The sequence below is a fragment of the Spongiibacter taiwanensis genome (genome assembly GCF_023702635.1).
In the GTDB taxonomy this organism is placed as follows: domain Bacteria; phylum Pseudomonadota; class Gammaproteobacteria; order Pseudomonadales; family Spongiibacteraceae; genus Spongiibacter; species Spongiibacter taiwanensis.
Genome location: NZ_CP098455.1, coordinates 2,665,177 through 2,687,018 on the forward strand (window position 1 = coordinate 2,665,177; position 21,842 = coordinate 2,687,018).

Below are 21,842 nucleotides of genomic sequence, written 5' to 3' on the forward strand. Positions count from 1 at the left end.
CTGAATCGGCGGTTGTCAGCTTATGTGAGGGTGTTGGTCACCGAATTCAAGCGCCGCCCTCGACTTCTTCTACCGCCTCCAGCAGTTCATCGAAGGATTGCAGCAGGCATTGGCGATAACGCTGGGGATCGACCAGCGTATTGCTGCTGCTGAGGGCGGTCAAACTCAAACGCCCCTGATAGCTAAAAGCCACATGAAACAGACCGCAGCCATCGGTGAGTAGGCCAATGGCCTGAATATCAATGAGCCTGGTGCCATTGAGGTGCATGGTCGAAGTGGGTCCGGGGATATTACTCAATACGGTTGCCACCGGCATGGGCAACCCACCGGGCAGGCGGCACATTGCTGCCAGGCTCCAGAACATTGACCGCTCCGCCAGGCTGGGCAGGTTTCTGGCGACGTTCATCATGGAGAAGCGCCCCAATCGCTCCGCGCTTTTTTTGGCAGTCATGGCGCTGGTAGCCGCTGCTTGCAAGCGTTGCAGCGGGTCGTCGATATCCACTCTCAGGCCGGCAATCATCGCACCGATCATGTTGCCACCGCCCTCGCTGTCGTCGCTGCGCAGGTTCACTGGCACCATCGCGCCGAGGGGGGTATCTGGCAGTTGGTTCAGGTGAATGAGGTAGCGGCGCACCGCGCCGCTGATAATGGCTAGCAAGACATGATTGATGGTGGCGCCGGTCTGGTGTTGACGCAGGCGTTGCAGGGCATTCATCTCAAAATGCACGCTGGTGAGTTGGCGATTGGCCTCCACGGCCTTGTTGAAGGGACTGCGCTGCCAGCCGGGATCAATGCGGTGGCTGTCATTGTCTGGGGAGGCTTTGGCCTCGCTTTGGCTGCGTTGCCAGCGGGGCAGCAATTTCTGCCCCTGGCCGATCAGCGCTAATGGTTGGCGCAAGCTGTTGAGATACGCCCGCCACAACAGGCGGCTGGAAGAGGGGGGGCGTTCGCCCTCCCAGGTGTCGGGGGTGGCCTGCTCGCCGACCGTGGCGTCGTGAATGGAGTTGAGAATCTGGGTGGCCGAGACCCCATCCAGGGCGGCGTGATGGACCTTCAAATACAGGCCATAACTGTTGCTGGGGTATTCGGTCAGCTGACCCAGGCCCTCGATCAGATGGGCCTCCCACAAGGGGCGGCTAAAATCCAGCTGGTTGGCGTGGAGCGACGCAACCAGCTTCTCCAGGTCGTAATAGCTGGCTTTGCTGCGCAGGCGATGGCGCTGCAAATGGTTGTCCAGGTTGAAGTCGGCGTCTTCAATCCAGTAGGGGTGGTCGAGCCCGGCGGGCACTTTCAGCAGGCGACGACGGAACACGGCGGCACTTGGCAGTGCCTGCACCACCCGCTCCCGCAATTGCTGGTAGCGAATATCCGGATGCAATTTGCGCGGCTCGGTGTACACCAGTAGCGCGCCAATGTGCATCGGGGTGCGGCTGCTTTCACCGTGGACAAAAAACGCATCGAGTCCGTTGAGTTGTTCCATGGATTGTCTCGGGTGTCGTGACTGAATTTGCCGACAATGCGCGGTTCAGGTGCTCTGCAGAAAAGGCTGAAACCGGCGCTGCCTCGGTAGAGGGTCAAGTTAGCACTGTCTCGGCATTGGCAACAGCCGCCAGGGAGATTATTGGCCGACTTTCTGCAGCACGCGCAAATGGGCCGATACCGTGACCGCTAGCCAGGGAATTTGTTGCATGCGGTGTCTGGCAACCTGGCTGCTGCGGAAGAAGTGAGGCGTCATTAAGAGCAGCGCTTGGAGCTGCTCCTGAGATAGCCTGGCGCTGCGGTAGTGAACCTGCTGCTCGGCGACCAATTGCCAGCCATCGGTCAGCGCGTGTTCTAACGACGGCGGTGGAGAGCGGCGAATTTCCGGATACAGCATCTGGCGCAGCTCGAGCAAATGATCCTCGCCGGCGTCGAGCAGCACAATCGCCCCGCCGGGCTTTACTACTCGCTGAAATTCGCCAAACACCGGAAAGCCAAAATTGCACAGCAGCAGATCCTGGCTCGCCCTGGGAAAGGGCAATTGCCGGTTGCTGGCCACCACCCCTTCAAAGCCGGGGTGACGACTGCGACAAACGCGCACCGCCCACTTGGAGATATCCAGACCGCAGGCCGTGACGGCCCGGGTGTCGGTCAGCGCCTGGCACAATTGTTCCAGGTAATAGCCATCGCCACACCCGGCGTCGAGAATCGCAATGTCGCCCTCAGCGGGTAGCAGGCCGAGGCACAGTTCGGTCTGGGCGCGGGCCAGTGGCTGGTACACACCGCTGTCGAGAAAGGCCCTGCGAGCGGTGACCATCTCGCGGCTGTCGCCGGGATCTTTTGAACGCTTGCTCTGTACGGGCAGCAGGTGCACATAACCCTGGCGGGCAATATCAAAGCTGTGGCCGGCGCTGCAAACCCAGCGGCGGGTTTCACGGCTGAGGGCCTGGTGGCATAGCGGGCAGAGCAGATTGGTCAGGGTGCGATAGGGCATGTTCGGCTGAGTTTGGGTGTTATTTTTGGCGAGTCAGCGGCGGATTATTACCCGCTACCGTCGAGCTGAACAGTGTGCATTACCGAAATGGGCATAAAAAGATGAAAGGGCTGGTGATAAACTATATGCAACCAAATGGTTGCATATAGTTTGATGGCATGGTTCACTGTCCTCATCGACATCCCCTCCGCCAACCAAACTATCAATGACAGGACTGACCGCCATGCAAGACGCAATCGTTCGAGAAATATCAATCAATGCCTCAAAGGAACGGATTTACGAGGCGATCAGTCATCCCGAGCAGGTAACCAAGTGGTTTCCTGACACCGTTGAGGGCGACTACACCGTTGGCGCCCAGCCGGTTTTTGGTTTCGGCGAGCACGGCAAGAGTCAGGTCTACATTGTTGCTGCGCGTCCCCATGACTATTTCGCCTATCGCTGGGTGCCGGGCGCCAACCATTACCTTGGCGATGTGCTGGCGGTCGCAAACACGCTGGTCGAATTTAGCATTGCCCCTCAGTCCGACGGCAGCTGCAAAGTCACTTTGACTGAATCTGGATTCAAAAGCTTGCCCGCTGAATGGATGGAAGCCGCATTCGGCCAAAATTCCGGTGGCTGGGACTTTATGCTAGGTCGGTTGGAAGCGCTCTTTAATGCGTAATGCGGTAAATGAATCGGCGGTTTACAAGGCGCTCGGCGATCCGGTCAGGCTGGAAATGGTGAGGCGTCTGGCCGGCAAAGTATGCACAGTGGGTGAGTTGTCCGCCGACCTGGGCGTGTCGCGACAGGGCGCGCGAAAACAACTGCAGGTATTGGTTAGCGCCGATGTTGTGATCTTGCAACAGCGCGGGAGGCAAACCGATGTTTCCCTTAATCGACAGGCATTGAAGGTGGCCCGAGACTTTATCACTCAGCTTGAACGCCAGTGGGATGATCGTTTGATTGCCTTGAAGGATTTTGTCGAAGGATCAGAGTAGCGCAGCGTGATTTACTGTGATTTTTATCCCAATGCTGCCGAGCGATGGCCTATGCTGCGCGCCATCGCCAAGCTGCAAGACAGCGTCGTCAGGTCTGTGAGATAAAGTTTTTCCACACCCCAAAGGGCTGCCAGACTTTCTCCAGGTCCCGTCTGGCCAGCTCGCTATCCTCTTTCAACTCGCCAACTCTGTATCGATAAACAAACGCCGAAACGCGCATGTTGGCGGCGCAATGTACCCATACCTTGGCGCCGGTATGCGCTTTCATTGCCGCCACAAAGTGTTGGTAATCCGCCTCGGTGGGGTTTTTAAAATCGACCGGTATGTGTGTATAGGCAATCCCCAAATTGGCTAGCACAGCCGGTTCATCGGGCAAGGCGTTTTCTGCGTGATGGGGCGCAAGATTGATGACCGATAGAAAGCCCTCAGCGCCTATCAGTGAAAATTGCTCCGCCGTCGGCTGACCGGACGTGGTGATGGATTCGTTGATCGGCAGATAGTTGAAAATATTGACGATCGAGTTTTTGCGAAAGCGAAACGGGCTGTACTTTCCAAGTATGCTCAGCCAGAAGCCGAGGCTGGTCTTGAGGGTATTAAATGCCATGACGCTCTCCCGATGTGTATCCGTGAAAAATGGTTTAAGCATTTGTGCCGGGATGGGGCTGGGTTCCGGGTCGCTGAAAAGCGCGCCCGGAACGACGAGAATTTTCCGACTTCCGACTTCCGACTTCCGACTTCCGACTTCCGACTTCCGACTTCCGACTCAACCATTATCACGCTGTTGAATCGCCCACAGCTGCGCGTAATGCCCGTTCTTCGCTAACAATTCGCGATGGGTGCCGCGCTCGACAATCTCGCCCTCGTTCAGCACCAGTATCTGATCTGCATCAACCACCGTGGACAGCCGGTGAGCGATCACCAGCATGGTGTGGTCCCGGGCGATGGTTTTGATGGCATCCAGAATCATCTGTTCTGAGGCGCTGTCCAGGGAGGAGGTGGCCTCGTCGAAGATCATGATCGGCGCGCCCTTGAGCAGGGCCCGGGCGATAGCCACCCGCTGCTTTTCACCGCCGGACAGTTTCAACCCCCGCTCGCCGACCAGGGTATGCACGCCGTCGGGAAGTCGGGCCACAAACTGATCGAGATGGGCCATCTCGATGGCGCTATTGACGTCGTCGTCGCTGGCATCAATGCGGCCGTAGCGAATGTTTTCCAGCAGACTTTGATTAAACAGCACAGTGTCCTGGGGAACGATGCCCAGGTGGCGGCGCAGCGAATCCTGGGTGACCTGATCGAGGTCCTGGCCGTCGATACATATCTGGCCGCTTGAGGGTGGATAAAAACGGAACAGCAGTTTCAGCAGTGTGGATTTGCCGGCACCGCTGGCGCCAACGATGGCCACTTTCTGACGGGGCTGGACGGTGAAGGTCAGGTTCTTGAGGATGGGCCGCTCAGGCTGGTAGTGGAAGCACAGATCTTTTACCTCAATGGCGCCGTCACTGACCTGTAACTCGCCTGCGCCGTCGGCATCATTAAACGCGGGCTGCTGACGCAGCAGGGCAAACATGGCATCTATATTAGCCAGGGAGCCTTTCATTTCCCGGTAAACAAAGCCAAGAAAATTCAGCGGCATAAACACCTGCATCATAAAGGCGTTGATCAGGGCGAAGTCGCCCAGGGTCATGTCTTGCTGCAGCACGCGCTGGGCGGCAAGCATCATGGCGGCGGTGACCGCGATGGCGATAATCAGTGACTGCCCGGCATTGAGGGCGAAGAGGCTGAGGCGGTTGTGGCGCCGGGCCTGCTCCCAGTTGGCTAGCTCCTGATCGTAACGGTCTGCCTCAAAGCCCTCGTTGTTGAAGTATTTTACCGTTTCGAAGTTGAGCAGGCTGTCGACAGCTCGGCTGCTGCTGCGCGATTCGGCTTCATTGGCCTGGCGGATAAAGCGGGTGCGCCACTCGGTGGCTACCACCGAAAAGCCCACGTATGCAGCTACTGCGACAAAGACGATCAACGCAAACCAGGCGCTGTAACGCCAGCCCAGAATGGCGATCACCAGGCCGATTTCAAGAAAGGTGGGAATGATGTTGAACACCATAAAGCGCAGCAGAAAACTGATGCCGTTAGTGCCCCGCTCGATATCCCGGGACAGACCGCCGGTGCGGCGATTGAGGTGAAACTCCAGATCGAGCCGGTGCAGGTGACGAAACACGGTGAGGCCCACGTTGCGCATGGCCCTCTCGGTAACCCGGCCGAACACGGTGTCGCGCAGCTCGCCAAACAGGACGTTGGCAAAGCGCAGGCCGCCATAGGCCAATAGCAGCGCCAGCGGTATCAACCCCAGGGCGCTGACACCCGCGGTATCCAGGTAATCGACAATATGTTTCAGGGCAAAGGGCAGGGCAACGCTGGCCAGTTTGGCGCCAACCAGGCACAGCAGGGCGAGGGCGATCCGGCCGCGAAAGTCGCTCAGATAGGGCAGCAACTCCCCCAGCGTGGACCAGTTGGCGGTGTGATTTTGCTGATGACTGGTCTGACTTAGATGGCGCAAAGTAAGGGTCTCGTTGGGCGCTGGGGGCCCTCAGTGCAAGGTCGAATCGGGAAAGCGGTGGGGCGGCAATTCAATATTGGCAATGCGGTTGCCAAGGGTGACCACAAAGCCCTGGTAGCGCTCATCGCCGGTGACGGTGAACTCAAAATTGTATCGTCGCCAGAAGCGCAGCTTGCCGTGTTTGTCGCGCTTGAACCACGCCGAGCGCAGGGCCACTGTGTCGTCAAGTAAGCGCAGCTGTTGTTGGTTGAGGGCGCGCTTGGTCGCGGCCAAGGCGATCTCCCGGGTGCGCTGCGCCTGCCACCACAGCGCCAATACGGTCACCAGAGCAGTGACCATAAACAGATCGACCAGACTGACCATTAGCAGCGCCTCAAAATATCCAGGCGATCATCAACCACAGCACCAGAAAAAAGCCGAGAAAGCCACTGAGCATATATTGCAGTTCGCCGAGCAGACCGTCGCCGGCGGCAACGGCGAACACGACCAGCACGACCACGGTCACGAAAAAGGCAATGACCGCGGCGTTTTTCATACCGAGCCCCGGGCTGAAATGGGTATCGATAAATCCGGCCGCCAGGGGCAGCATCAGGTAGATGGCCAAGGCGGCGGCCAGCACAACCACCCCAACCATAATGGCCAGTTTGCTGCTGTCGTCTTTGTCGCTCATGCCTTGCTGGCCTGGCCGGCTTTGACCAGCTCGCGAAACACCTCAGGGCGCGGCATGCCCTCGACTTTCAGTTCGGGATTATCACCGGCGGTGTAGATGGCCAGGGTGCCGACTTTGAAAATCCGGTTGCCCAGCGATTGGGAGATTTTTACGGTGCGGATGCTGGAGATATTGAGCTCTGTGCGCTCCTTGTTGAGCAGGCCCCGCTCCAGCACGATTTCGTTGCCGCGGATTTCCAGCAGCGTGGATTTACATCTCAGGTACCACACCATCAGGATTAAAATGCCGATGGCCACGGGCACCAGCAATACCGCCAGGATGAAGCCGATGGGGTGATTGCGGAACATGGACGGGTTTTCTGAGTATTCTTCGTTCACCTTGTTGGGGTCTCCATCCGGGTGTTGCCGGGCGGCAACGCATTCTGTGGCGATCATTCTACACAAAAGCGGCGCTGGGGCGAGGCCTCGGCGGTGTGTGGGGGCAACTGAGCCCGGCTCGGGGGGCGGGGCGACGGAGAACGGAGTGGGTCTGACGTCGGACGTCTGACGCGGTGCCTTTGGAGGATTCCAAGTATCTGTCATTCCGGACGCGTTGTTTGCGATTGGGCTTCCATCGGCTTTGCGTCCGTGAGTCGCTGGGCCCCGACTTGGGGGGCGGGGCGACGGAGAGTAGAGTGGGTCTGACGTCGGACGTCTGACGCGGTGCTCACAAAAGATTCCAAGTATCCGTCATTCCGGACGCGTTGTTTGCGATCCGGAATCCAGCGGCTTTGAGTTTGGGAGTCACTGGGCCCCGGCTCGGAGGCCGGGGCGACGCTGAATAGAGATTGGTGTTGAAGTAAGAGAGCGCGGTAAATGCTTGACACTCGCCGCTGCCAAATCATGCTTCTCCAGCGTCCAGCGTCCAGCGTCCAGCGTCCAGCGTCCAGCGTCCAGCGTCCAGCGTCCAGCGTCCAGCGTCCAGCGTCCAGCGTCCAGCGTCCAGCGTCCAGCGTCCAGCGTCCAGCGTCCAGCGTCCAGCGTCCAGCGTCCAGCGTCCAGCGTCCAGCGTCCAGCGTCCAGCGTCCAGCGTCCAGCGTCCAGCGTCCAGCGTCCAGCGTCCAGCGTCCAGCGTCCAGCGTCCTCAGTTCTTTTTAAACAGCTGATTAAATATCTGCTTGGCCGCCTCGCCTTTTTCAGTGCCCAGTTTCTCCTGGATAACCTCTTTTGCCTTTTCATCTACCTTGTCTTTGATTTTCTCTTTGGCAATATCCTCGGCGACTCGTGGGTCGGGCAGGCAGCTCAACGCACCAACTTTGTCGAATTCGGATTTACAGCGGATGGGAATGGCCCGGTTGAGCAGATTCTTGTTTTTCACTACGCAGGAAAGGCCCTCACCACTGTTGCCGGTAAGCTTGGTGTTGAACACCATGTCAAAGGCTGATTTGCGCAGATTCACCTTGCCCTCGCCCGTAAGATTCAGGCGCGAGACACCGGCGTCGAGTTTTTCCACTTTGGCCACCCCCTGTTTGAAGCTGACCTTGGTGGTGCTGTCACTAAAGTTGGTAAACGCGGGCCAGCCTTCGGCGTTGAAGGTTTCCCCTTGCACGGTTGCCACCAGTCTGCAGAAGGCCTTCTCCACGTTAATGCCTTGAAACTGGAACTGCTTGCCCTTGAGCAGGATGTTGCCGTCCAGGCTATTTTCAATGGCGCTGACGGTCTTGCCTCTGGCGCTCAGGTTGAGGTCAACATCGCTCTTGCCGCTGAGGCGCTCTTCCACACCCAGATCTTTGAGAAGTTGCCCAACGGGGAGCTGTTGGGTGTTGCCTTGAATTTGGTAGCGGTAGTTGGATTGGCTCGCATCTACCGTGGCCGTTGCCGAAAAGGGGCTGTCGTAAACGGTGCCACTTAAGGGGTTCACTGTCAGCTTACCGCCCTGGGCGTTGGCACCCAGCTGGACAGTGCTCAGGGGAATGTCGCTGTAGCGAAGTTGGCCCATCTTGAGGTCGAGCTTCAGTTTCAGGTCCTGCAGGGCGCTGAGATCAATTGGAGCATCGCTGCCGCCGCTGTTTTTATCGGCGCCCTCCGCTGGGCCGCTCTCTGATTTGGGCGGCAGATAGTCATCAACGGTCAGCACATCCCCCTTGATGCTGGCCACATAGGGGGCATTGCCGGCGAAGGGTACAGTGGCCGAGCCGGTGAACTTGCTGGCATCCAGCCGCAGTACCAGATTGTTGACTTGAAGGCGCTCCTCGTTGCCGTCAAAGGCCAGGCTCGCGTCAGCCAAGGTGAGCGCTTTGGGGTTGGCCATCTCGGGCAGGGTGATCGCAAGATATTTGGTCAATTGCCGGGGGTTGAAGGTGCCCAGCTTTAACGTACCGCTGTAGGTAAGCGGCGCAAAATTGACCTCGCTGCTGCCGCTCAGGATGACGGACTCGCCCCCGGGTTTGAGGCTGAGATTCAGGTCGGTGACCGATAGCGCATCCATTGCCGGGCTGAGTTGATACTTGCCAGTCAGTGCCAGCGGCGTGGTGTAGTCGCCCGAGGCTGATTTGGCGCTGATGTTGGCGCTCAGGGAAATTGCCTGGGGCGGGCCCGGGAGCAAGGTGGTGTTGAGGGAGATGTCGCTCAGGCGCAGGTCATTGGCGGGGTCCTGATAAGCCAGTTGGCCTTGTTTTACATCCAACACGGAAATCTGCGGGCTACCCTCACTAGGCAGAATCACTTTGATGGCGGCTGTCAGCTGCGCGCTAATCTGCTGGCTAAGCTCGCCCTGGGTTCGTTTCACCTCGGTCTTGATCTGGCTGTTACTCACCTCAAACTGGTTGAAGGCGTCGTTGCTACCCAGGTCGCCTTGCAAGCTTAGTTTAGCGGTGACCTGTTGCGCCGGGTCGCGCAATGCGAGGTCAGCGCTGATGCTCAGGGGAAAAGTGCTGACCGGCTGCCCGTCGCTGCTCAGGGCGATGTTCTCGCCGCTCAGATTCAGGTTGGTGATTTCAATGCTCTGTTCGCTGCGGGCATCGTGGTAGCGAACAGCGCTGTTGCGGATATCGAGTTTATCGATGCCGATATTCAGCCCGCCCTCGGAAGCGCCCCCGTCACCTTCGCTGCTGGTGGCCGCTTTTGTCGCCGTCTTCTCCGTCGGTGGAGAGGCTGGGGCGCTGCCCACCTGGCTGCCGCGTTTGCCCAGCTGACTCCAGTTGCCGATCCCGTTTTTGTCCACCGACAGGTTTGCTTCCAGCCCGTCAGCAGCCAGACCGCGTACCACTACCTGTTTGTTCAGCAGCGGCATGACCGCGACAGCCACTGATAACTCGTCAAATTTGGCGAGCGGTTGCGTGGGGGCGTCGGGGGCGGCGATGCTGGTATTTCGGCTAACGATTTGTAGCTCGGGCCAAAAGCGCCAGCCGAGCTCGCCGCCCAGGTTCAGTACAACACCTTGTTTTGCTGCCAGTCGCTCGAAATCGTCCCGGAACAGGTTGGGATCTATCCAGAACATCAGCGCCGCTGCGGCGAGACTGACCGTGGCCAGCGCGGCCACCAGTATGCCTAGAGTCCATTTCAGGGTGCGGTTCATGTGGTCGTTCCCCGGTGATAGGTGATGGTTAGTGTGACTGCCATTGATGGCGAGGGTTTCTTGCTACTGCCAAGGAATTTTATGCCACCGGCGCGCGGCTGGCTGCGCTGCACCGCTACTCCCGTCAGTAGAAACCCCGGTAGGCACCATAGCCTGCCATCGGCTAAAAAGATCGGCGTCAGCGTACAACACATCAGACATGTCGAGTATGTCTCATTTTGTTTCGGTTATCACGTAGTCACTTTGTTAGAGGGTGGTGATTGAATCGAAACATGTTTGCTGGGCTGGCTGATTGACAAATAACACCATTAAACAGTCGCGAAAAATTGTCTGATCGCAACCCAAAAAACAGGGGCTTCAGGCAGATCAAAATTCAATGGTCCGAAGGGCGCAAATTACCAGTGCGTCGCTCGGTTCGAAGCACAACCTATGTGGAGCACAACATGTTAAAGGATTCCAAGAATTTACTGTCAGCAGTGGCATTGAGTGCGTCAATCGCATTGACCGCCTGCGGAGGCGGCGGTGGTGGCGGAGGCGGTGGTGGCAACTCCGGCGGAGGCGGTGGTGGTGAGACTCCCCAGGCCAACGGCTACTCCAATGTTGAGGGGCCGCTGGATGCCGTTCAGGAACCGCTGGCAACCCAGGTGTTTGCGCCACTGGCCGAGGGTGCAGCAGGTACGCCGGTAGAGGGCTTGGTTGGCTGCGCTAGCCAGCTTGTTGTGACGGATGTGCTCGATATCCTCGACAGCTTCTTGGTGATCGTCGCCGCAGACCCCGAATCGCTGCAGGACCCCCAAGCACTGGCGAACGAAGCGCTGCCGCAACTGCAAACGGCGATCACCGAGTTTGCCACTGACTTGCCTGCGGTACTGGGATCACTGGCTGATGGTGACTGCGCGAGCGGTCCAGCTCCCGGTGAAAACCCCTTGGCGGGAACACCACTGGCCGATTTGTTTGAAGCCATTGAGCCCGTGTTGGGTGGCTTTGAAAACGGTGGCGACCCCAGCATGGCAAGCCTTTCCGGTTTGCTTAGCCAATTGAGCGATGCCTTTTCTGACGGTCTGGCAATGGTCTTTGAAGCCGATAGCAGCGGCCAGCTTGCGGGTGCTCCGGTACTGGGTGGTTTGCTTACCACCATCGACGTTGCATTGATTGATCTGACCGCCACGATTGCGGCACTGGAGGGCATGGACACCGATGGCACCTCGGCGGGTGTTGCGACCACGTTGGACCACCTGCTCAACAATGTGTTGACTCAGGTGCTGCCCATTGCCCTGATTGAAGAGCAGGCCGGTGCGGGCCCCGTCATCAGCGGGCCAATCGCTGAAGCGGTTGCGGCAATCACTGGGCTGATTGGCGGCGACACCGGCGCTTTTGATGGCCTGACGAGCGGTGATTTTGCCAGCTTGTTCGAAGGTGGCCTGGAAGATCTGTTGGCTGGTTTCGGCGGTGGTGGTGAATCGCCGCTGGCGGGAACCCCCCTGGCGCAATTGCAAACCCTTGTGGAAAGTGCGCTGTCTGGTTCTCTGCCCGAGCTGCCTAATGACACCGGCCTAGAACCCATTCTTCAGCCCCTGACAGCCGTACTCGATGCGCTAATGGCATCTTCCGGTGAGCCCAGTGGGACGCCGCTGGACGTGATTCTTGGACCACTGGCTGCAGGCCTGGGTGGCTCGGCTGGTGCCGCCGGTTGTCCGGTGGCTGGCACAGGCCTCGATGTGCTCTGCACATTGACCCAGGGTTTGCTGGATAACCCCAGCGCTGACCCGGTTACCCTGCTGACCGGATTGCTCGAGAGTTTGCTCGGCGGTCTGGCGGGTCTGGGCAACTAAAGTAACGAATCCTACCCTTGGTTTTGCGGCCCTAGTGGCCGCTTTTTTTTGGACGTTGGATGCGCTGCTTGCTTTTTGGAATCCAGCCGGGTTGGTCGGGCGGAGCGACGAAGAGCGGAATGGGTCTGACGTCGGACGCGGCGCCTCCGGAGGACTCCGTGGATCCGTCATTCCGGACGCGTTGTTTGCGATCCGGAATCCAGGAGTTTTAAGCTCGAGAGTCACTGGGCCCCGGCTCGGAGGCCGGGGCGACGCTGAACAGAGATTGGTGTTGGAGTAAAAGAGTGCGCTAGTTGCTTGACGAGCGCCGGCGCCAAATCATGCTTTTCCAGCGTCCAGCGTCCAGCGTCCAGCGTCCAGCGTCCAGCGTCCAGCGTCCAGCGTCCAGCGTCCAGCGTCCAGCGTCCAGCGTCCAGCGTCCAGCGTCCAGCGTCCAGCGTCCAGCGTCCAGCGTCCAGCGTCCAGCGTCCAGCGTCCAGCGTCCAGCGTCCAGCGTCCAGCGAGCGCCTAGCGAAATAACTTCGCCGCCTCTTCCACCACAATGGCGTGGCGCCGGGCCAGGGCCTGGTGATCCCGGTCATAGCCTCCTCCGATCACAGTAGCGACCGGAATACCGCGTTGAATACAGCTTTCCAGTACGAGGGCATCGCGCTGGCGCAATCCCTCGAGGCTGATATCGATGAGCCCGAGAGGGTCCTCTTTATAGATATCCACGCCGGCGTCATACAGCACCAGATCAGGGGTAAGCTGATCGAGCAAACCAGTCAGCGTGGTCTCAACAATGTCGAGATATTCTTGGTCACCACAGCCTTTATTGACTTCCACATCCAGGTCGCTGGCCGCCTTGCGCGCCGGAAAGTTTTTGTCACAGTGGATGGAGCAGGTAAAGGCCCGGGGCTGATTGGCGAGCAGGGTGGCCGTGCCATCGCCTTGATGGACATCGCAATCAAAGATCAGCACATTTTGCGCTTTGCCCTGTCTCAGCAGGGCCTGGGCGGTGACGGCCAGGTCGTTAAACACGCAGAAGCCGGAACCAAAATCGTAGTGGGCGTGATGGGTGCCGCCGGCGAGGTGGCAGGCGACGCCGTGCTTGAGGGCCAGGTGGGCGGTCAGTAAGGTGCCATTGATCGCTGTGATGGTTCTTCGGGCTAAGGCCTCACTCCAGGGGAGGCCCAGGCGCCGCAGTGCACTTCGGTCAAGAGTATTGCCGAGAAAGTCGCGGATATAGTTGGGGCAGTGGCAGAGCGCCAATAGTTCGAATTTGGCAGCGGCGGGGCGAAAGTGGTTGTGCTGATGGAGCAAGCCGGTGTCGCGCAAATACGCCTGTAGCAAGCGGAATTTTGCCATTGGAAAGCGATGGCTTTCGGGGAAGGGAAAGCTGTAATTTGGGTTGCTGACAAGGGGAAGTGCGGTGCGATCGTTAAGCAAAGGGCGTATCCGGATGCTGGCAGAGGTTGGCTGGCGGTCCTGTTCAAATTCGGTTTGGTGTCATAGTGCATGAAGGGACTCCGCTAGAAAAGTGCCGCTTCGGGTCGGCGGCTGCCGTTTGAGAAAGGGAAAGGCTATGTGGGTAAGGTTGGCAGGATGGTGTGTGAAGGCAGTGCTGTTGGTGGTACTGCTCAGTGTGGCTTTGGTGTTGCCGCTGCGCTGGATCGATCCGCCCGGTTCGATGTTGATGTTGGTGCGCAGCTGGGAACACCGTGGTGGCAATTACACAGTCACCAAACAGTGGCGGGATTTGTCTGACATTCCCCGCCATGTGCCGCTGGCGGTTGTGGTGGCCGAGGACCAGCGATTCCTGCAACACGATGGGGTTGATCTGGCAGCCATTCGTCAGGCGGTTGCTGAACGGCGGTGGCGTGGTGAGTTGCGCGGTGCCAGCACCATTACCCAGCAGGTGGCGAAGAATTTGTACCTGTGGAACGGTCGCAGTTGGGTGCGTAAAGGCCTGGAAGCCTGGCTGGCAGTGTTGATTGATCTGTGCTGGAGCAAGGGCAGGGTGCTGGAGGTCTACCTGAATATTGCCGAGTGGGGGCCCGGGGTGTTTGGTATTGCCGCAGCGAGTGAGGCGCATTTTGGGGTAGATGCCAGACAGCTATCCCGCCAGCAATCGGCGCTGTTAGCCTCTGCTTTGCCGGGCCCGCTGATTTATCACCCCGGGGCGCCGTCGGCCTATTTGCAAGAGCGGGCCGCCTGGAACCTGCGCCAGCAACAGCACCTTGGCGGCGAGCGCTGGATTGGCGACATTTACACTTCGCGCTAATTCTCGTCTATTTGTTTGTGAGACATACAAATTTGCATCATTTGCCAACTAACACCATAATCGGGCCTTGCGTTGCGTAAGGGGATAAAAAAATGCGCAGCGGTTTGAGGGGACTGAGGCTTGCAATAAACCAGCTCGCGGGACAATGGACACCCGTCAGACGATAGTCAGAGCGCGTTTATAGCCTCGATAACGAGAAAAATGATGCGCGAGCACTACAGGGTCACAATAACAAGTTTTGAAGGCGCCCGGCATTACACTATTACTCAGCTTATGCGGCGGTTCATGGCGGGTATCGGTATCTTCCTGGCAACAACCTTCCTCGGCGGTTTTCTGATCATTTACTTTCTGTCTGGCAGGGTTGAGGCCCTCGGCGGCGACCTTCGGGATTTGCAGAATTACCAGGCCAAGATCAAGCTCGAAAACGAGGCGTTGCTAAAAGAGCAGCGTCAGTTGCAGGCCACGGTTGAAGAGAAGGCCGCAGCACTGTCGATGATGAGTGACGAGCTGGGTAATATCGAGAGCATGATGGGAATCAGCCCGGAACCGGAAGAGGCGCTCTATGAGCGTCTGGATACGGCCAGCCAAACAGCCCAGGAAAAGCGCTATATGCTTACCGCGATTCCCAGTGGCTACCCTCTGCAAGACCCCAGTGTCAGTAGCTATTACGGTATGCGTAAGCACCCCGTGCTCGGCACGATGAAGCTCCACGGCGGGGTGGATTTGCGGGCCTCTGAGGGCACGCCGGTTTACGCCACGGCCGACGGTGTGGTCGAGTGGTCCGGCAATCACAACAGTGGCTTCGGTAAGTTGGTAAAGCTGAGTCACAACTTCGGCTTTGCCACCCTCTATGGCCACCTCAGCAAGCCAATAGTTGCGGTGGGTGATTATGTTCGTCAGGGCGATCTACTTGGCTATTCCGGTAATACCGGGTTGTCCAGTGCGCCCCATCTTCACTATGAGGTTCGACACCTGCATCGGCGCCTGGCGCCCCGGGCATTTATGGAGTGGTCCTGGGAAAATTACGATGTGCTATTCACTCGAGAGGAAAAAATCAAATGGGATTCCCTGGCAAAAACGTTAAGAAAGACGACGGTGCCTCTGCGCCCAGAACGACAACTATCGCAGCTGGCACAAGCGTCGTCGGTGACCTCGAGCTGAAGGACAACTTTCATCTCGACGGAAAGCTTCAGGGGCAGTTGACCTCATCGGCTGATGTCACAATCGGTCGGTCTGGCAGCTTTAAGGGTGAGATCTCCGCCAAGCGAGTGCTGATCAGTGGCGTGATGGATGGCAAAATTGACGCCGATCGGCTGGAAATTGTTGCCACCGGCCAGGTCTCGGGAGAAATCCGGGTGCGGGAGTTTGTGATTGAGTCGGGTGGCCAGTTTGTGGGCGCCAGTCAGGTGAAGAAACATGAGCCGAAGCCGACCTCGCTGCGGGCAGTCGACGGCGGCAGTGAAAAGGAAGGTGCTGCCCCTGAGGCCAGGGTGGAACAGCAGTCCTGAGAAAACAGGATGTAGGTCATAAGGGGCGCCAATGGCGCCCTTTTTTGTGCTCGGCGATGAGGATTTTCTTCGCGAAGCTGAGCGCTGTGACGCATTTCCGGCTTTTTATGTGGCAAAGGGCTGATCTAGATCAAGCCTTTGCCTGTTAGCACTTGTCGCAAACCGCCCGAGAGATGACATTGGCGAGATCGCCAATCGCTTTCAGGATTTTTCGCAATCATGCCGGTTCAACAATTGCGCCAGGATCACGCCAACTTCTCCCGCGTCCTCGATATGCTGCAACGCGAGGTAGGCGGTTATGGCCAATCACTGCGTGATAGCGACATCGATCTGATCATGCAATCCATCGACTATATCCGCGGTTATCCCCAGCTGTTCCACCACCCCCTTGAGGACGCAGCCATCGACTATCTTCAGGCGCGGGAAGTGGGGGTGTGGGAGGAGTTGGAGCGCATTCGTCGTCAACACACCCAGCTCGAGCGTGAAACTTTGCGCCTGAGCTGGTTGTTCCAGCTGGTTTACAGCGACCACGTGGTGCCGATGGAGCGCATTAAAGAATGCCTGCAGCGCTATCTCGACTTGCAGTCAAAGCACATGGCGCGGGAGGAGGCGGCTCTGTTTCCACTGTTTGAAAACCATATTGATGATGCAGGCTGGCGGAAAATTCTGCTGGGAATCAGCCGGGTCAGCGACCCCTTGTTTGGTCATGCCGAGTGGGATGCGCAGACCAATTTGCGCGATAAGCTGGGGTTACCTCAGGTGCGCCGGGTCGACTGACGGGTGGCGAGCGTGTGGCTGCTCAGTCGACGGTGTAGTCCGGCTGCTGCGTGAACCCGGCCGGTGGCGGGGTTTGCTCGGAGCTGACCTCAATACCCGACACTGAGGCAGCCGGCGGCCCGATTTGGCAGGCCTTAACCAGGTCGTCCACCTGCTCGTTCGGGCCGCTCAGTAAGGCTTCAACGCGGCCATCAGACCGGTTCCTTACCCAGCCGTGCAAGCCTCGTTGGATGGCCTCGCGGCGCGTCCAGCCTCGATACCAGACTCCCTGAACGGTGCCGCTAATCAGCAGGCGCACGGTTTTCATCCTTATCTCCCTCAATTCCCGAAACCCTATTGTGAAGTAACAGGATATGGGTGCAAGTTGCACTGCCGGCGCCCCTCTGCGCACTATAAGGCCCTTAACGGTTAACGGGCGCTCGTGCTCGGCTGAAGGAGAAGAGTATGTCTGATGAGCAGCAAGGTGGGGCAGGATATGAGCCTCCCCGGGTTTGGCAATGGCAACAGGCCAGTGGCGGTAAATTCAGCAATATCAACCGACCGGTGGCGGGGGCGACCTTTGATCAGTCTTTGCCCAAGGGCAAGCACGACTTACAGCTTTATTCACTGGCCACCCCGAATGGGGTCAAAGTAACGATCATGCTCGAGGAGCTGCTGGAGTCCGGGGTAATCGAGGCGGAGTACGATGCCTACCCCATTGATATTAGTGAGGGGCAGCAGTTTGGCAGCGATTTTGTTGCCATCAACCCCAACTCGAAAATCCCCGCGCTACTGGACTGCGGTGAATCGCCGCCGCTAAGAGTGTTTGAGTCAGGCGCGATCCTGCTGTACCTGGCAGAAAAGTTCGGCGCATTTCTGCCGACGAGCCAGCCTGAGCGAGCGGCGTGTTTTTCCTGGCTGATGTGGCAAATGGGCAGTGCGCCATTTCTTGGAGGCGGCTTTGGCCACTTCTATGCCTATGCGCCAGAGAAGCTCCAGTACCCCATTGATCGCTATACCATGGAGGTGAAGCGCCAGCTGGATGTGCTTGACCGGCATTTGGCGGACAACCGCTTCTTGTGCGGCGAGAGTTATACCATCGCCGATATGGCGACCTATCCCTGGTACGGCGAATTGGTGCTGGGAAACTTGTACAGCGCCGGTGAATTCTTAAGTGTCGCCGACTATACCCATGTGCTGCGTTGGGCGAAGGAGCTTGGCGGGCGACCGGCGGTGCAGCGAGGGGCCAGGGTCAACCGCTTGTGGGGCGATGAAGCCACGCGGGTAGTTGAGCGCCACGGTGCCGATGATTTTTAGTGGGCGCGCTCAGGCTAGATGAGAAGCAAAAAAAACCGCTGGAATGCCAGCGGTAAGGTTGAGGTTGGGTGATTGAAGATGCGCCCCGCAGGAGCATCGCGCTCCAACAGATTGTGGTGGACTATTTACAACCTGTATGGAGGTATTCTTTTTATCAATATTTCACAGGCATGTCCAATGGTAAGGCGAAATAAGTGCTACTGTTTTTGAACAAATTCTATCTAAATCCCTGATTTTTTGACTCTGCAAGCAGCGCTTCCTGTAGTTGGCTTTTTGCTACGACACAATATTGATAAAAAGTATACTTGCCTGCGCGCTGGCCTGGCATCCGGCAGCTGAACCTGGCCGTACCAGTGGGGTTGTTAATGAGGCAGTTAATGTGGGCGCTGGGAGGGCATTGATGAAGGTATTTTTGGTTTTGCTGCTAGTTGGCGCCGCAGTCGGGTGTGCGGTGGTTGCCTCGGGAAAGCCCCTTCAGGTGCTGCGCGATCAGGCTTTTGTCACGCGAGGAGATCAATCCCTGACTGGCGATCTGTACTTGCCCGACAGCCCGGGACTGCGCCCGGCCATGGTGGTGGTTCACGGGGGTGGTTGGACTAACCGCAGCGGCGATATGACGGCAATTTGCCGGCGTCTGGTGAATGCGGGATTTGTGGTGTTTAACGTCACCTACCGACTGGCACCCGCGCACCGCTACCCGGCTCCCTTGGATGATGTTAATGCGGCGCTGGAGTGGATCTATGCCAATGCTGAGCGCTATCGCATTGATCCAGACCAGATTGGCGGTTGGGGATACTCGGCCGGTGCTCATCTGATTTTGCTGGCGGGCTTGGCGCGGCAGCAACCTCCTTTTCTCAGCAGCATTGTGGCTGGAGGCACGCCGGCCAAACTGACGGCCTGGCCCAAATCACCACTGGTGATCGAGCTCATCGGCAAGCCGATGGCTGAGGCGGAGGCGACCTGGCAGGAAGCCTCGCCGGTGAACCATGTTGAGGAAGATTCGCCTCCGGTATTGCTTTACCACGGCCAGTGGGACGCCCTGGTTCAGCCCGAACAGATGGAATTTATGCGCCAGGCCCTGGTGGCGAAAGGGGTACCGGTTGAGACCTATACCGTCCACCTGCTCGGCCATATCGGCACGTATCTACTCGGTGATGGGGCAGAGCGCCGCGGGGTGGAGTTTGCGCTGACCTCCGCCCGCGATACTATCCCCAGAGGCGCTGATTAGCGCCGCAGTGCGGCGCTATGAAGCCATAATCTGGCGCAGTGAAGTGCGAGGCGCGCTCGATAAATAATGATGGAGAGAGACCGATGAGCAATTTGGCAGATCTCACGGAACAAGGCTGTGACAGCCACCCCGGTTGCGACGCGCTATTGCGAGTGCTGTTGCCCAAGAGTAAAGACTTGGGCGGTTTCAGTGTGCGTCGCTCGCTGCCCACCGTGGGCACCCGGATGATCGGGCCGTGGGTGTTTTTTGATCACATGGGGCCTGCTGAGTTTAGCCCCGGTGAAGGTATTAGTGTGCGGCCCCACCCCCACATCGGTATTGCCACGGTGACCTACCTGTTCGAGGGGGAAATTTTGCACCGGGATTCCTTGGGCAGCTATCAGGCGATTCGGCCGGGGGATATTAACCTGATGGTGGCGGGGAGCGGCATTGTCCACTCCGAACGGGAGCGGCCGGAAATCACCGCCACCGCCCATCGCTTGCACGGTTTGCAATTGTGGCTGGCGCTGCCGGAGGACCAGCAGGAGGTCGCCCCGGCGTTTCATCATTATCCCTCGGCGGAAATCCCTGCGGTCGATGTCGACGGCGTGCCGGTGCGGGTGATGATGGGGGGTGCTTACGGTAAACGCTCTCCGGTGAAGACGTTTTCAGACACCTTGTACATGGAGGCGGATTTGCGCGCTGGTCAGCAACTGGTGTTGCCGGATGTGGCCGAGATGGGGGTGTATGTTGCTGCCGGCGCGCTGCAGATCGGTGAGCGTGAATTGCCGACCTTCAGTATGGGGGTCCTGTCGGGCGGCCAGGGTGTGGTGGTTACCGCGACCTCGGATAGTCGATTGGCTGTCATAGGGGGAGAACCACTGGGCAAGCGCGTGATGGAGTGGAATTTCGTTTCCACTGAGCAGGGGCGGATCGATCAGGCAAAAGCGGATTGGCAGGCGGGTCGGTTTGCCAAGGTAGTGGGTGACGAGGAGGAGTTTATTCCGCTGCCTTGAGGCTGCCTGGGTCAGGTCGCCTGTTGCTGGCGGTGGGTGGTCTGGCTGCTCTCGGTGTCGAGGTCATCAAAGTGAAGGGATAAATTTCGCCCGGCTTCCTTGGCGGCATACAGCGCAAGATCGGCACGCTTTAGCAGGTTGCGCGGGGGAAGCTCATCGCCGTGGCGGTGCGGGTTTTGGGTGGCAGAGCCGATGCTGGCGGTGATCGCGCTGGGTAGCGCGCTAATGTTTTCAATGTTGCGCCGCAAGCGCTCCGCCACGTGGCGGCAGGCCTCGGCATCGGTATGGGGCAAAATGATGGCGAACTCCTCACCCCCGTAGCGGGCGACCACATCCTTGGCTCTGGCACCGCCAAGCAGGGCATTGGACACCGCCTTGAGGGCTGCGTCACCTGCGGGGTGACCCAGGGCGTCGTTATAGGCTTTGAAGTGATCCACGTCGACCAGCAGCAAGGACAGGTGGCCGTTTGACGCGGTGGCCTCGGCTACCAGGCGCTCCAGCTCGACATCAAAGGCCCGCCGATTTCGCACCAGAGTTAAGGGGTCGGTCATGGCAATATCTTGAAGGTGGCGGTTGGCCGCCTCCAGCTCGTTTCCGCGTTGGTTGAGGGCGTTGATCGCCTCTTTCTGGGTGGTAATGTCCTGGATCTGTGACAGCAAGTAGCGGGGGCTGCCGCTGCGGTCGCGAACCACCGAAACGTTGAGCTGGACCCAGACCAGGCTCTCGTCCTTTCGGATATAGCGCTTTTCAATCCGATAGGTGTCTCGCTTGCCATCAAGTGCTTCGGTCAGTAAATCCAGGTCTTTCTGCAAGTCATCCGGGTAGGTAATGGTCTGGAAGTCGGTTTCGAGCAGTTCGGCGGTGCTGTAACCCACGATATCGCAGAGGGATTGATTTACTCGCAGCCAGCGCCCAGTTGGCGATACCAGGGCCATGCCGATGGCGGCATGCTGAAAGGCCGATTCAAACAACTCCATGTTCTCCCGCACCATCTGCATTGCCTGCCGGCGTCGTTCCTCGAGGTGATTGCGCTCGATGTTCCTCCCCAGGGCTTTGGCCATCAGCTCGATCAGCTCGGTATCGCCCTCGGGAAAAGGCGTGTCTCTGGGCTGGGTGTCGGTGAAGCAGATGGCGCCGTACAGACGGCCCTCAGTCCAAATTGGCGCAACCAACAGCGCTTTGGCCTCTGGCGAACTTAATGTGAAGCGCAAGGCGTTGCGGCCGGCATCTGGCACCGCCATGGTGGCCTGGGCGCTGACCAGCGGCTCCAGCGGTGTGTCGGCAATCAATATCTGGTCGTTGGGTTGTAGCTGGGTGTTGGCGGGCAGGCAATCGATAATGGTGGCGGTGTCGTCTTCGAGGCAGACCAGTAGCCCGGTCGACATGGAAAAGGCGCGCAGCCCGGTAGCCAGATAGTCGCTGAATAGGGCCTCTGGGCTGGCGTGATCGGCCAGCATGAGGCGGTGGAGATCCCGAAAATGCTCGGTCAATTGTGCAAGCTGGTCTTTGGGTTTGCGCACAGCGAATCGTTCCAGGGGTCGTTTCCGGGCGTTTCGGTTATCCAAGGGCGGCAGCAGGGCTAACGTCAAGAATAAGTTGTCCTCACTTTATCGATTTGTGAATTTCTTAACAATAGAGAAGCCCCTCAATTAACAAGGAATTGATGTAAATCTATGGGGTGGTTATTTTTTGTAGGGTATTTCCACGATGTTCGCGG

General features: G+C 58.3%; 23 protein-coding genes. 10 read left to right on the forward strand and 13 right to left on the reverse strand.

Annotated elements, in window-relative coordinates:
- Positions 1 to 46 precede the first annotated feature (46 nt).
- The gene (locus tag NCG89_RS12225; protein ID WP_251086824.1) at positions 47 to 1,480 is read right to left on the reverse strand and encodes a wax ester/triacylglycerol synthase family O-acyltransferase; all 1,434 of its coding nucleotides are present in this window, start codon (positions 1,478 to 1,480) and stop codon (positions 47 to 49) included.
- Positions 1,481 to 1,618: 138 nt separating this feature from the next.
- A complete protein-coding gene (locus NCG89_RS12230) occupies positions 1,619 to 2,473 on the reverse strand; it encodes a putative RNA methyltransferase (protein WP_251086825.1) in 855 nt (284 codons plus the stop codon).
- A 223-nt stretch (positions 2,474 to 2,696) separates the two neighbouring features.
- Between NCG89_RS12230 and NCG89_RS12235 the strand changes: the two genes are divergently transcribed.
- Both NCG89_RS12235 and NCG89_RS12240 read left to right on the forward strand, forming a co-directional pair.
- Positions 2,697 to 3,134 (forward strand): SRPBCC family protein, encoded by a 438-nt coding sequence (locus tag NCG89_RS12235; RefSeq protein ID WP_251086826.1) that lies wholly within the window; start codon positions 2,697 to 2,699, stop codon positions 3,132 to 3,134.
- Positions 3,127 to 3,450, forward strand: a complete 324-nt coding sequence (locus tag NCG89_RS12240) for an ArsR/SmtB family transcription factor (protein WP_251086827.1) — start codon at positions 3,127 to 3,129, stop codon at positions 3,448 to 3,450. The genes NCG89_RS12235 and NCG89_RS12240 overlap by 8 nt, the downstream gene beginning before the upstream one ends.
- 88 nt (positions 3,451 to 3,538) lie before the next feature.
- Here the strand turns inward: NCG89_RS12240 and NCG89_RS12245 are convergent, their stop codons facing one another.
- The 7 genes from NCG89_RS12245 to NCG89_RS12275 all read right to left on the reverse strand — a co-directional run bounded on the left by NCG89_RS12245 (position 3,539) and on the right by NCG89_RS12275 (position 10,226).
- Positions 3,539 to 4,054 carry a protein tyrosine phosphatase family protein gene (locus tag NCG89_RS12245; protein WP_251086828.1) on the reverse strand — a complete coding sequence of 172 codons (516 nt, stop codon included), beginning with the start codon at positions 4,052 to 4,054 and terminating at the stop codon, positions 3,539 to 3,541.
- 159 nt (positions 4,055 to 4,213) lie between these two features.
- Positions 4,214 to 6,001, reverse strand: coding sequence for an ABCB family ABC transporter ATP-binding protein/permease (locus NCG89_RS12250; protein WP_251086829.1), 1,788 nt, complete (start codon positions 5,999 to 6,001; stop codon positions 4,214 to 4,216).
- Between the two features lie 30 nt (positions 6,002 to 6,031).
- Complete coding sequence (locus NCG89_RS12255) at positions 6,032 to 6,364, reverse strand: DUF3301 domain-containing protein (protein WP_251086830.1); 333 nt, start codon at positions 6,362 to 6,364, stop codon at positions 6,032 to 6,034.
- Between the two features lie 10 nt (positions 6,365 to 6,374).
- Complete coding sequence (locus tag NCG89_RS12260) at positions 6,375 to 6,671, reverse strand: hypothetical protein (protein ID WP_251086831.1); 297 nt, start codon at positions 6,669 to 6,671, stop codon at positions 6,375 to 6,377.
- On the reverse strand, positions 6,668 to 7,048 hold the full coding sequence (locus NCG89_RS12265) for a PH domain-containing protein (RefSeq protein WP_251086832.1): 381 nt from the start codon (positions 7,046 to 7,048) through the stop codon (positions 6,668 to 6,670). The genes NCG89_RS12260 and NCG89_RS12265 overlap by 4 nt, the downstream gene beginning before the upstream one ends.
- 405 nt (positions 7,049 to 7,453) lie before the next feature.
- Complete coding sequence (locus tag NCG89_RS12270; protein WP_251086833.1) at positions 7,454 to 7,888, reverse strand: hypothetical protein; 435 nt, start codon at positions 7,886 to 7,888, stop codon at positions 7,454 to 7,456.
- Entirely contained in the window at positions 7,794 to 10,226 is a 2,433-nt protein-coding gene (locus NCG89_RS12275; protein ID WP_251086834.1) for an AsmA family protein, read from the reverse strand. Before NCG89_RS12275 ends, NCG89_RS12270 begins: the two co-directional genes overlap by 95 nt.
- A 443-nt stretch (positions 10,227 to 10,669) precedes the next feature.
- Between NCG89_RS12275 and NCG89_RS12280 the strand changes: the two genes are divergently transcribed.
- The gene (locus tag NCG89_RS12280; RefSeq protein WP_251086835.1) at positions 10,670 to 12,058 is read left to right on the forward strand and encodes a hypothetical protein; all 1,389 of its coding nucleotides are present in this window, start codon (positions 10,670 to 10,672) and stop codon (positions 12,056 to 12,058) included.
- Positions 12,059 to 12,279: 221 nt separating this feature from the next.
- Here NCG89_RS12280 and NCG89_RS12285 read toward each other — a convergent pair whose 3' ends face one another.
- Both NCG89_RS12285 and NCG89_RS12290 read right to left on the reverse strand, forming a co-directional pair.
- Entirely contained in the window at positions 12,280 to 12,600 is a 321-nt protein-coding gene (locus NCG89_RS12285) for a hypothetical protein (RefSeq protein ID WP_251086836.1), read from the reverse strand.
- Positions 12,566 to 13,486 carry a histone deacetylase family protein gene (locus tag NCG89_RS12290; RefSeq protein WP_251086837.1) on the reverse strand — a complete coding sequence of 307 codons (921 nt, stop codon included), beginning with the start codon at positions 13,484 to 13,486 and terminating at the stop codon, positions 12,566 to 12,568. The genes NCG89_RS12285 and NCG89_RS12290 overlap by 35 nt, the downstream gene beginning before the upstream one ends.
- 136 nt (positions 13,487 to 13,622) lie before the next feature.
- On the opposite strand from NCG89_RS12290, the gene mtgA reads away from it, so the two are divergent.
- The 4 genes from mtgA (at position 13,623) to NCG89_RS12310 (ending at position 16,606) form a co-directional block, all read left to right on the forward strand.
- Positions 13,623 to 14,321 carry a monofunctional biosynthetic peptidoglycan transglycosylase gene (gene mtgA, locus NCG89_RS12295; RefSeq protein ID WP_251086838.1) on the forward strand — a complete coding sequence of 233 codons (699 nt, stop codon included), beginning with the start codon at positions 13,623 to 13,625 and terminating at the stop codon, positions 14,319 to 14,321.
- Positions 14,322 to 14,606: 285 nt separating this feature from the next.
- Complete coding sequence (locus tag NCG89_RS12300) at positions 14,607 to 15,482, forward strand: M23 family metallopeptidase (protein WP_251086839.1); 876 nt, start codon at positions 14,607 to 14,609, stop codon at positions 15,480 to 15,482.
- Positions 15,380 to 15,829, forward strand: coding sequence for a bactofilin family protein (locus tag NCG89_RS12305; RefSeq protein WP_251086840.1), 450 nt, complete (start codon positions 15,380 to 15,382; stop codon positions 15,827 to 15,829). Before NCG89_RS12300 ends, NCG89_RS12305 begins: the two co-directional genes overlap by 103 nt.
- A gap of 219 nt (positions 15,830 to 16,048) precedes the next feature.
- Positions 16,049 to 16,606 (forward strand): hemerythrin domain-containing protein, encoded by a 558-nt coding sequence (locus NCG89_RS12310; RefSeq protein ID WP_251086841.1) that lies wholly within the window; start codon positions 16,049 to 16,051, stop codon positions 16,604 to 16,606.
- 22 nt (positions 16,607 to 16,628) lie between these two features.
- Here NCG89_RS12310 and NCG89_RS12315 read toward each other — a convergent pair whose 3' ends face one another.
- Positions 16,629 to 16,913, reverse strand: coding sequence for an acylphosphatase (locus tag NCG89_RS12315; RefSeq protein WP_251086842.1), 285 nt, complete (start codon positions 16,911 to 16,913; stop codon positions 16,629 to 16,631).
- A gap of 137 nt (positions 16,914 to 17,050) precedes the next feature.
- On the opposite strand from NCG89_RS12315, the gene yghU reads away from it, so the two are divergent.
- The 3 genes from yghU (at position 17,051) to NCG89_RS12330 (ending at position 20,125) form a co-directional block, all read left to right on the forward strand.
- Positions 17,051 to 17,902 (forward strand): glutathione-dependent disulfide-bond oxidoreductase, encoded by an 852-nt coding sequence (gene yghU, locus NCG89_RS12320; RefSeq protein ID WP_251086843.1) that lies wholly within the window; start codon positions 17,051 to 17,053, stop codon positions 17,900 to 17,902.
- 400 nt (positions 17,903 to 18,302) lie between these two features.
- Positions 18,303 to 19,130, forward strand: coding sequence for an alpha/beta hydrolase (locus NCG89_RS12325; RefSeq protein ID WP_251086844.1), 828 nt, complete (start codon positions 18,303 to 18,305; stop codon positions 19,128 to 19,130).
- Positions 19,131 to 19,213: 83 nt separating this feature from the next.
- Entirely contained in the window at positions 19,214 to 20,125 is a 912-nt protein-coding gene (locus NCG89_RS12330; RefSeq protein ID WP_251086845.1) for a pirin family protein, read from the forward strand.
- 11 nt (positions 20,126 to 20,136) lie between these two features.
- Here the strand turns inward: NCG89_RS12330 and NCG89_RS12335 are convergent, their stop codons facing one another.
- Positions 20,137 to 21,645, reverse strand: a complete 1,509-nt coding sequence (locus NCG89_RS12335; RefSeq protein ID WP_251086846.1) for a sensor domain-containing diguanylate cyclase — start codon at positions 21,643 to 21,645, stop codon at positions 20,137 to 20,139.
- Between the last annotated feature and the right edge of the window lie 197 nt (positions 21,646 to 21,842).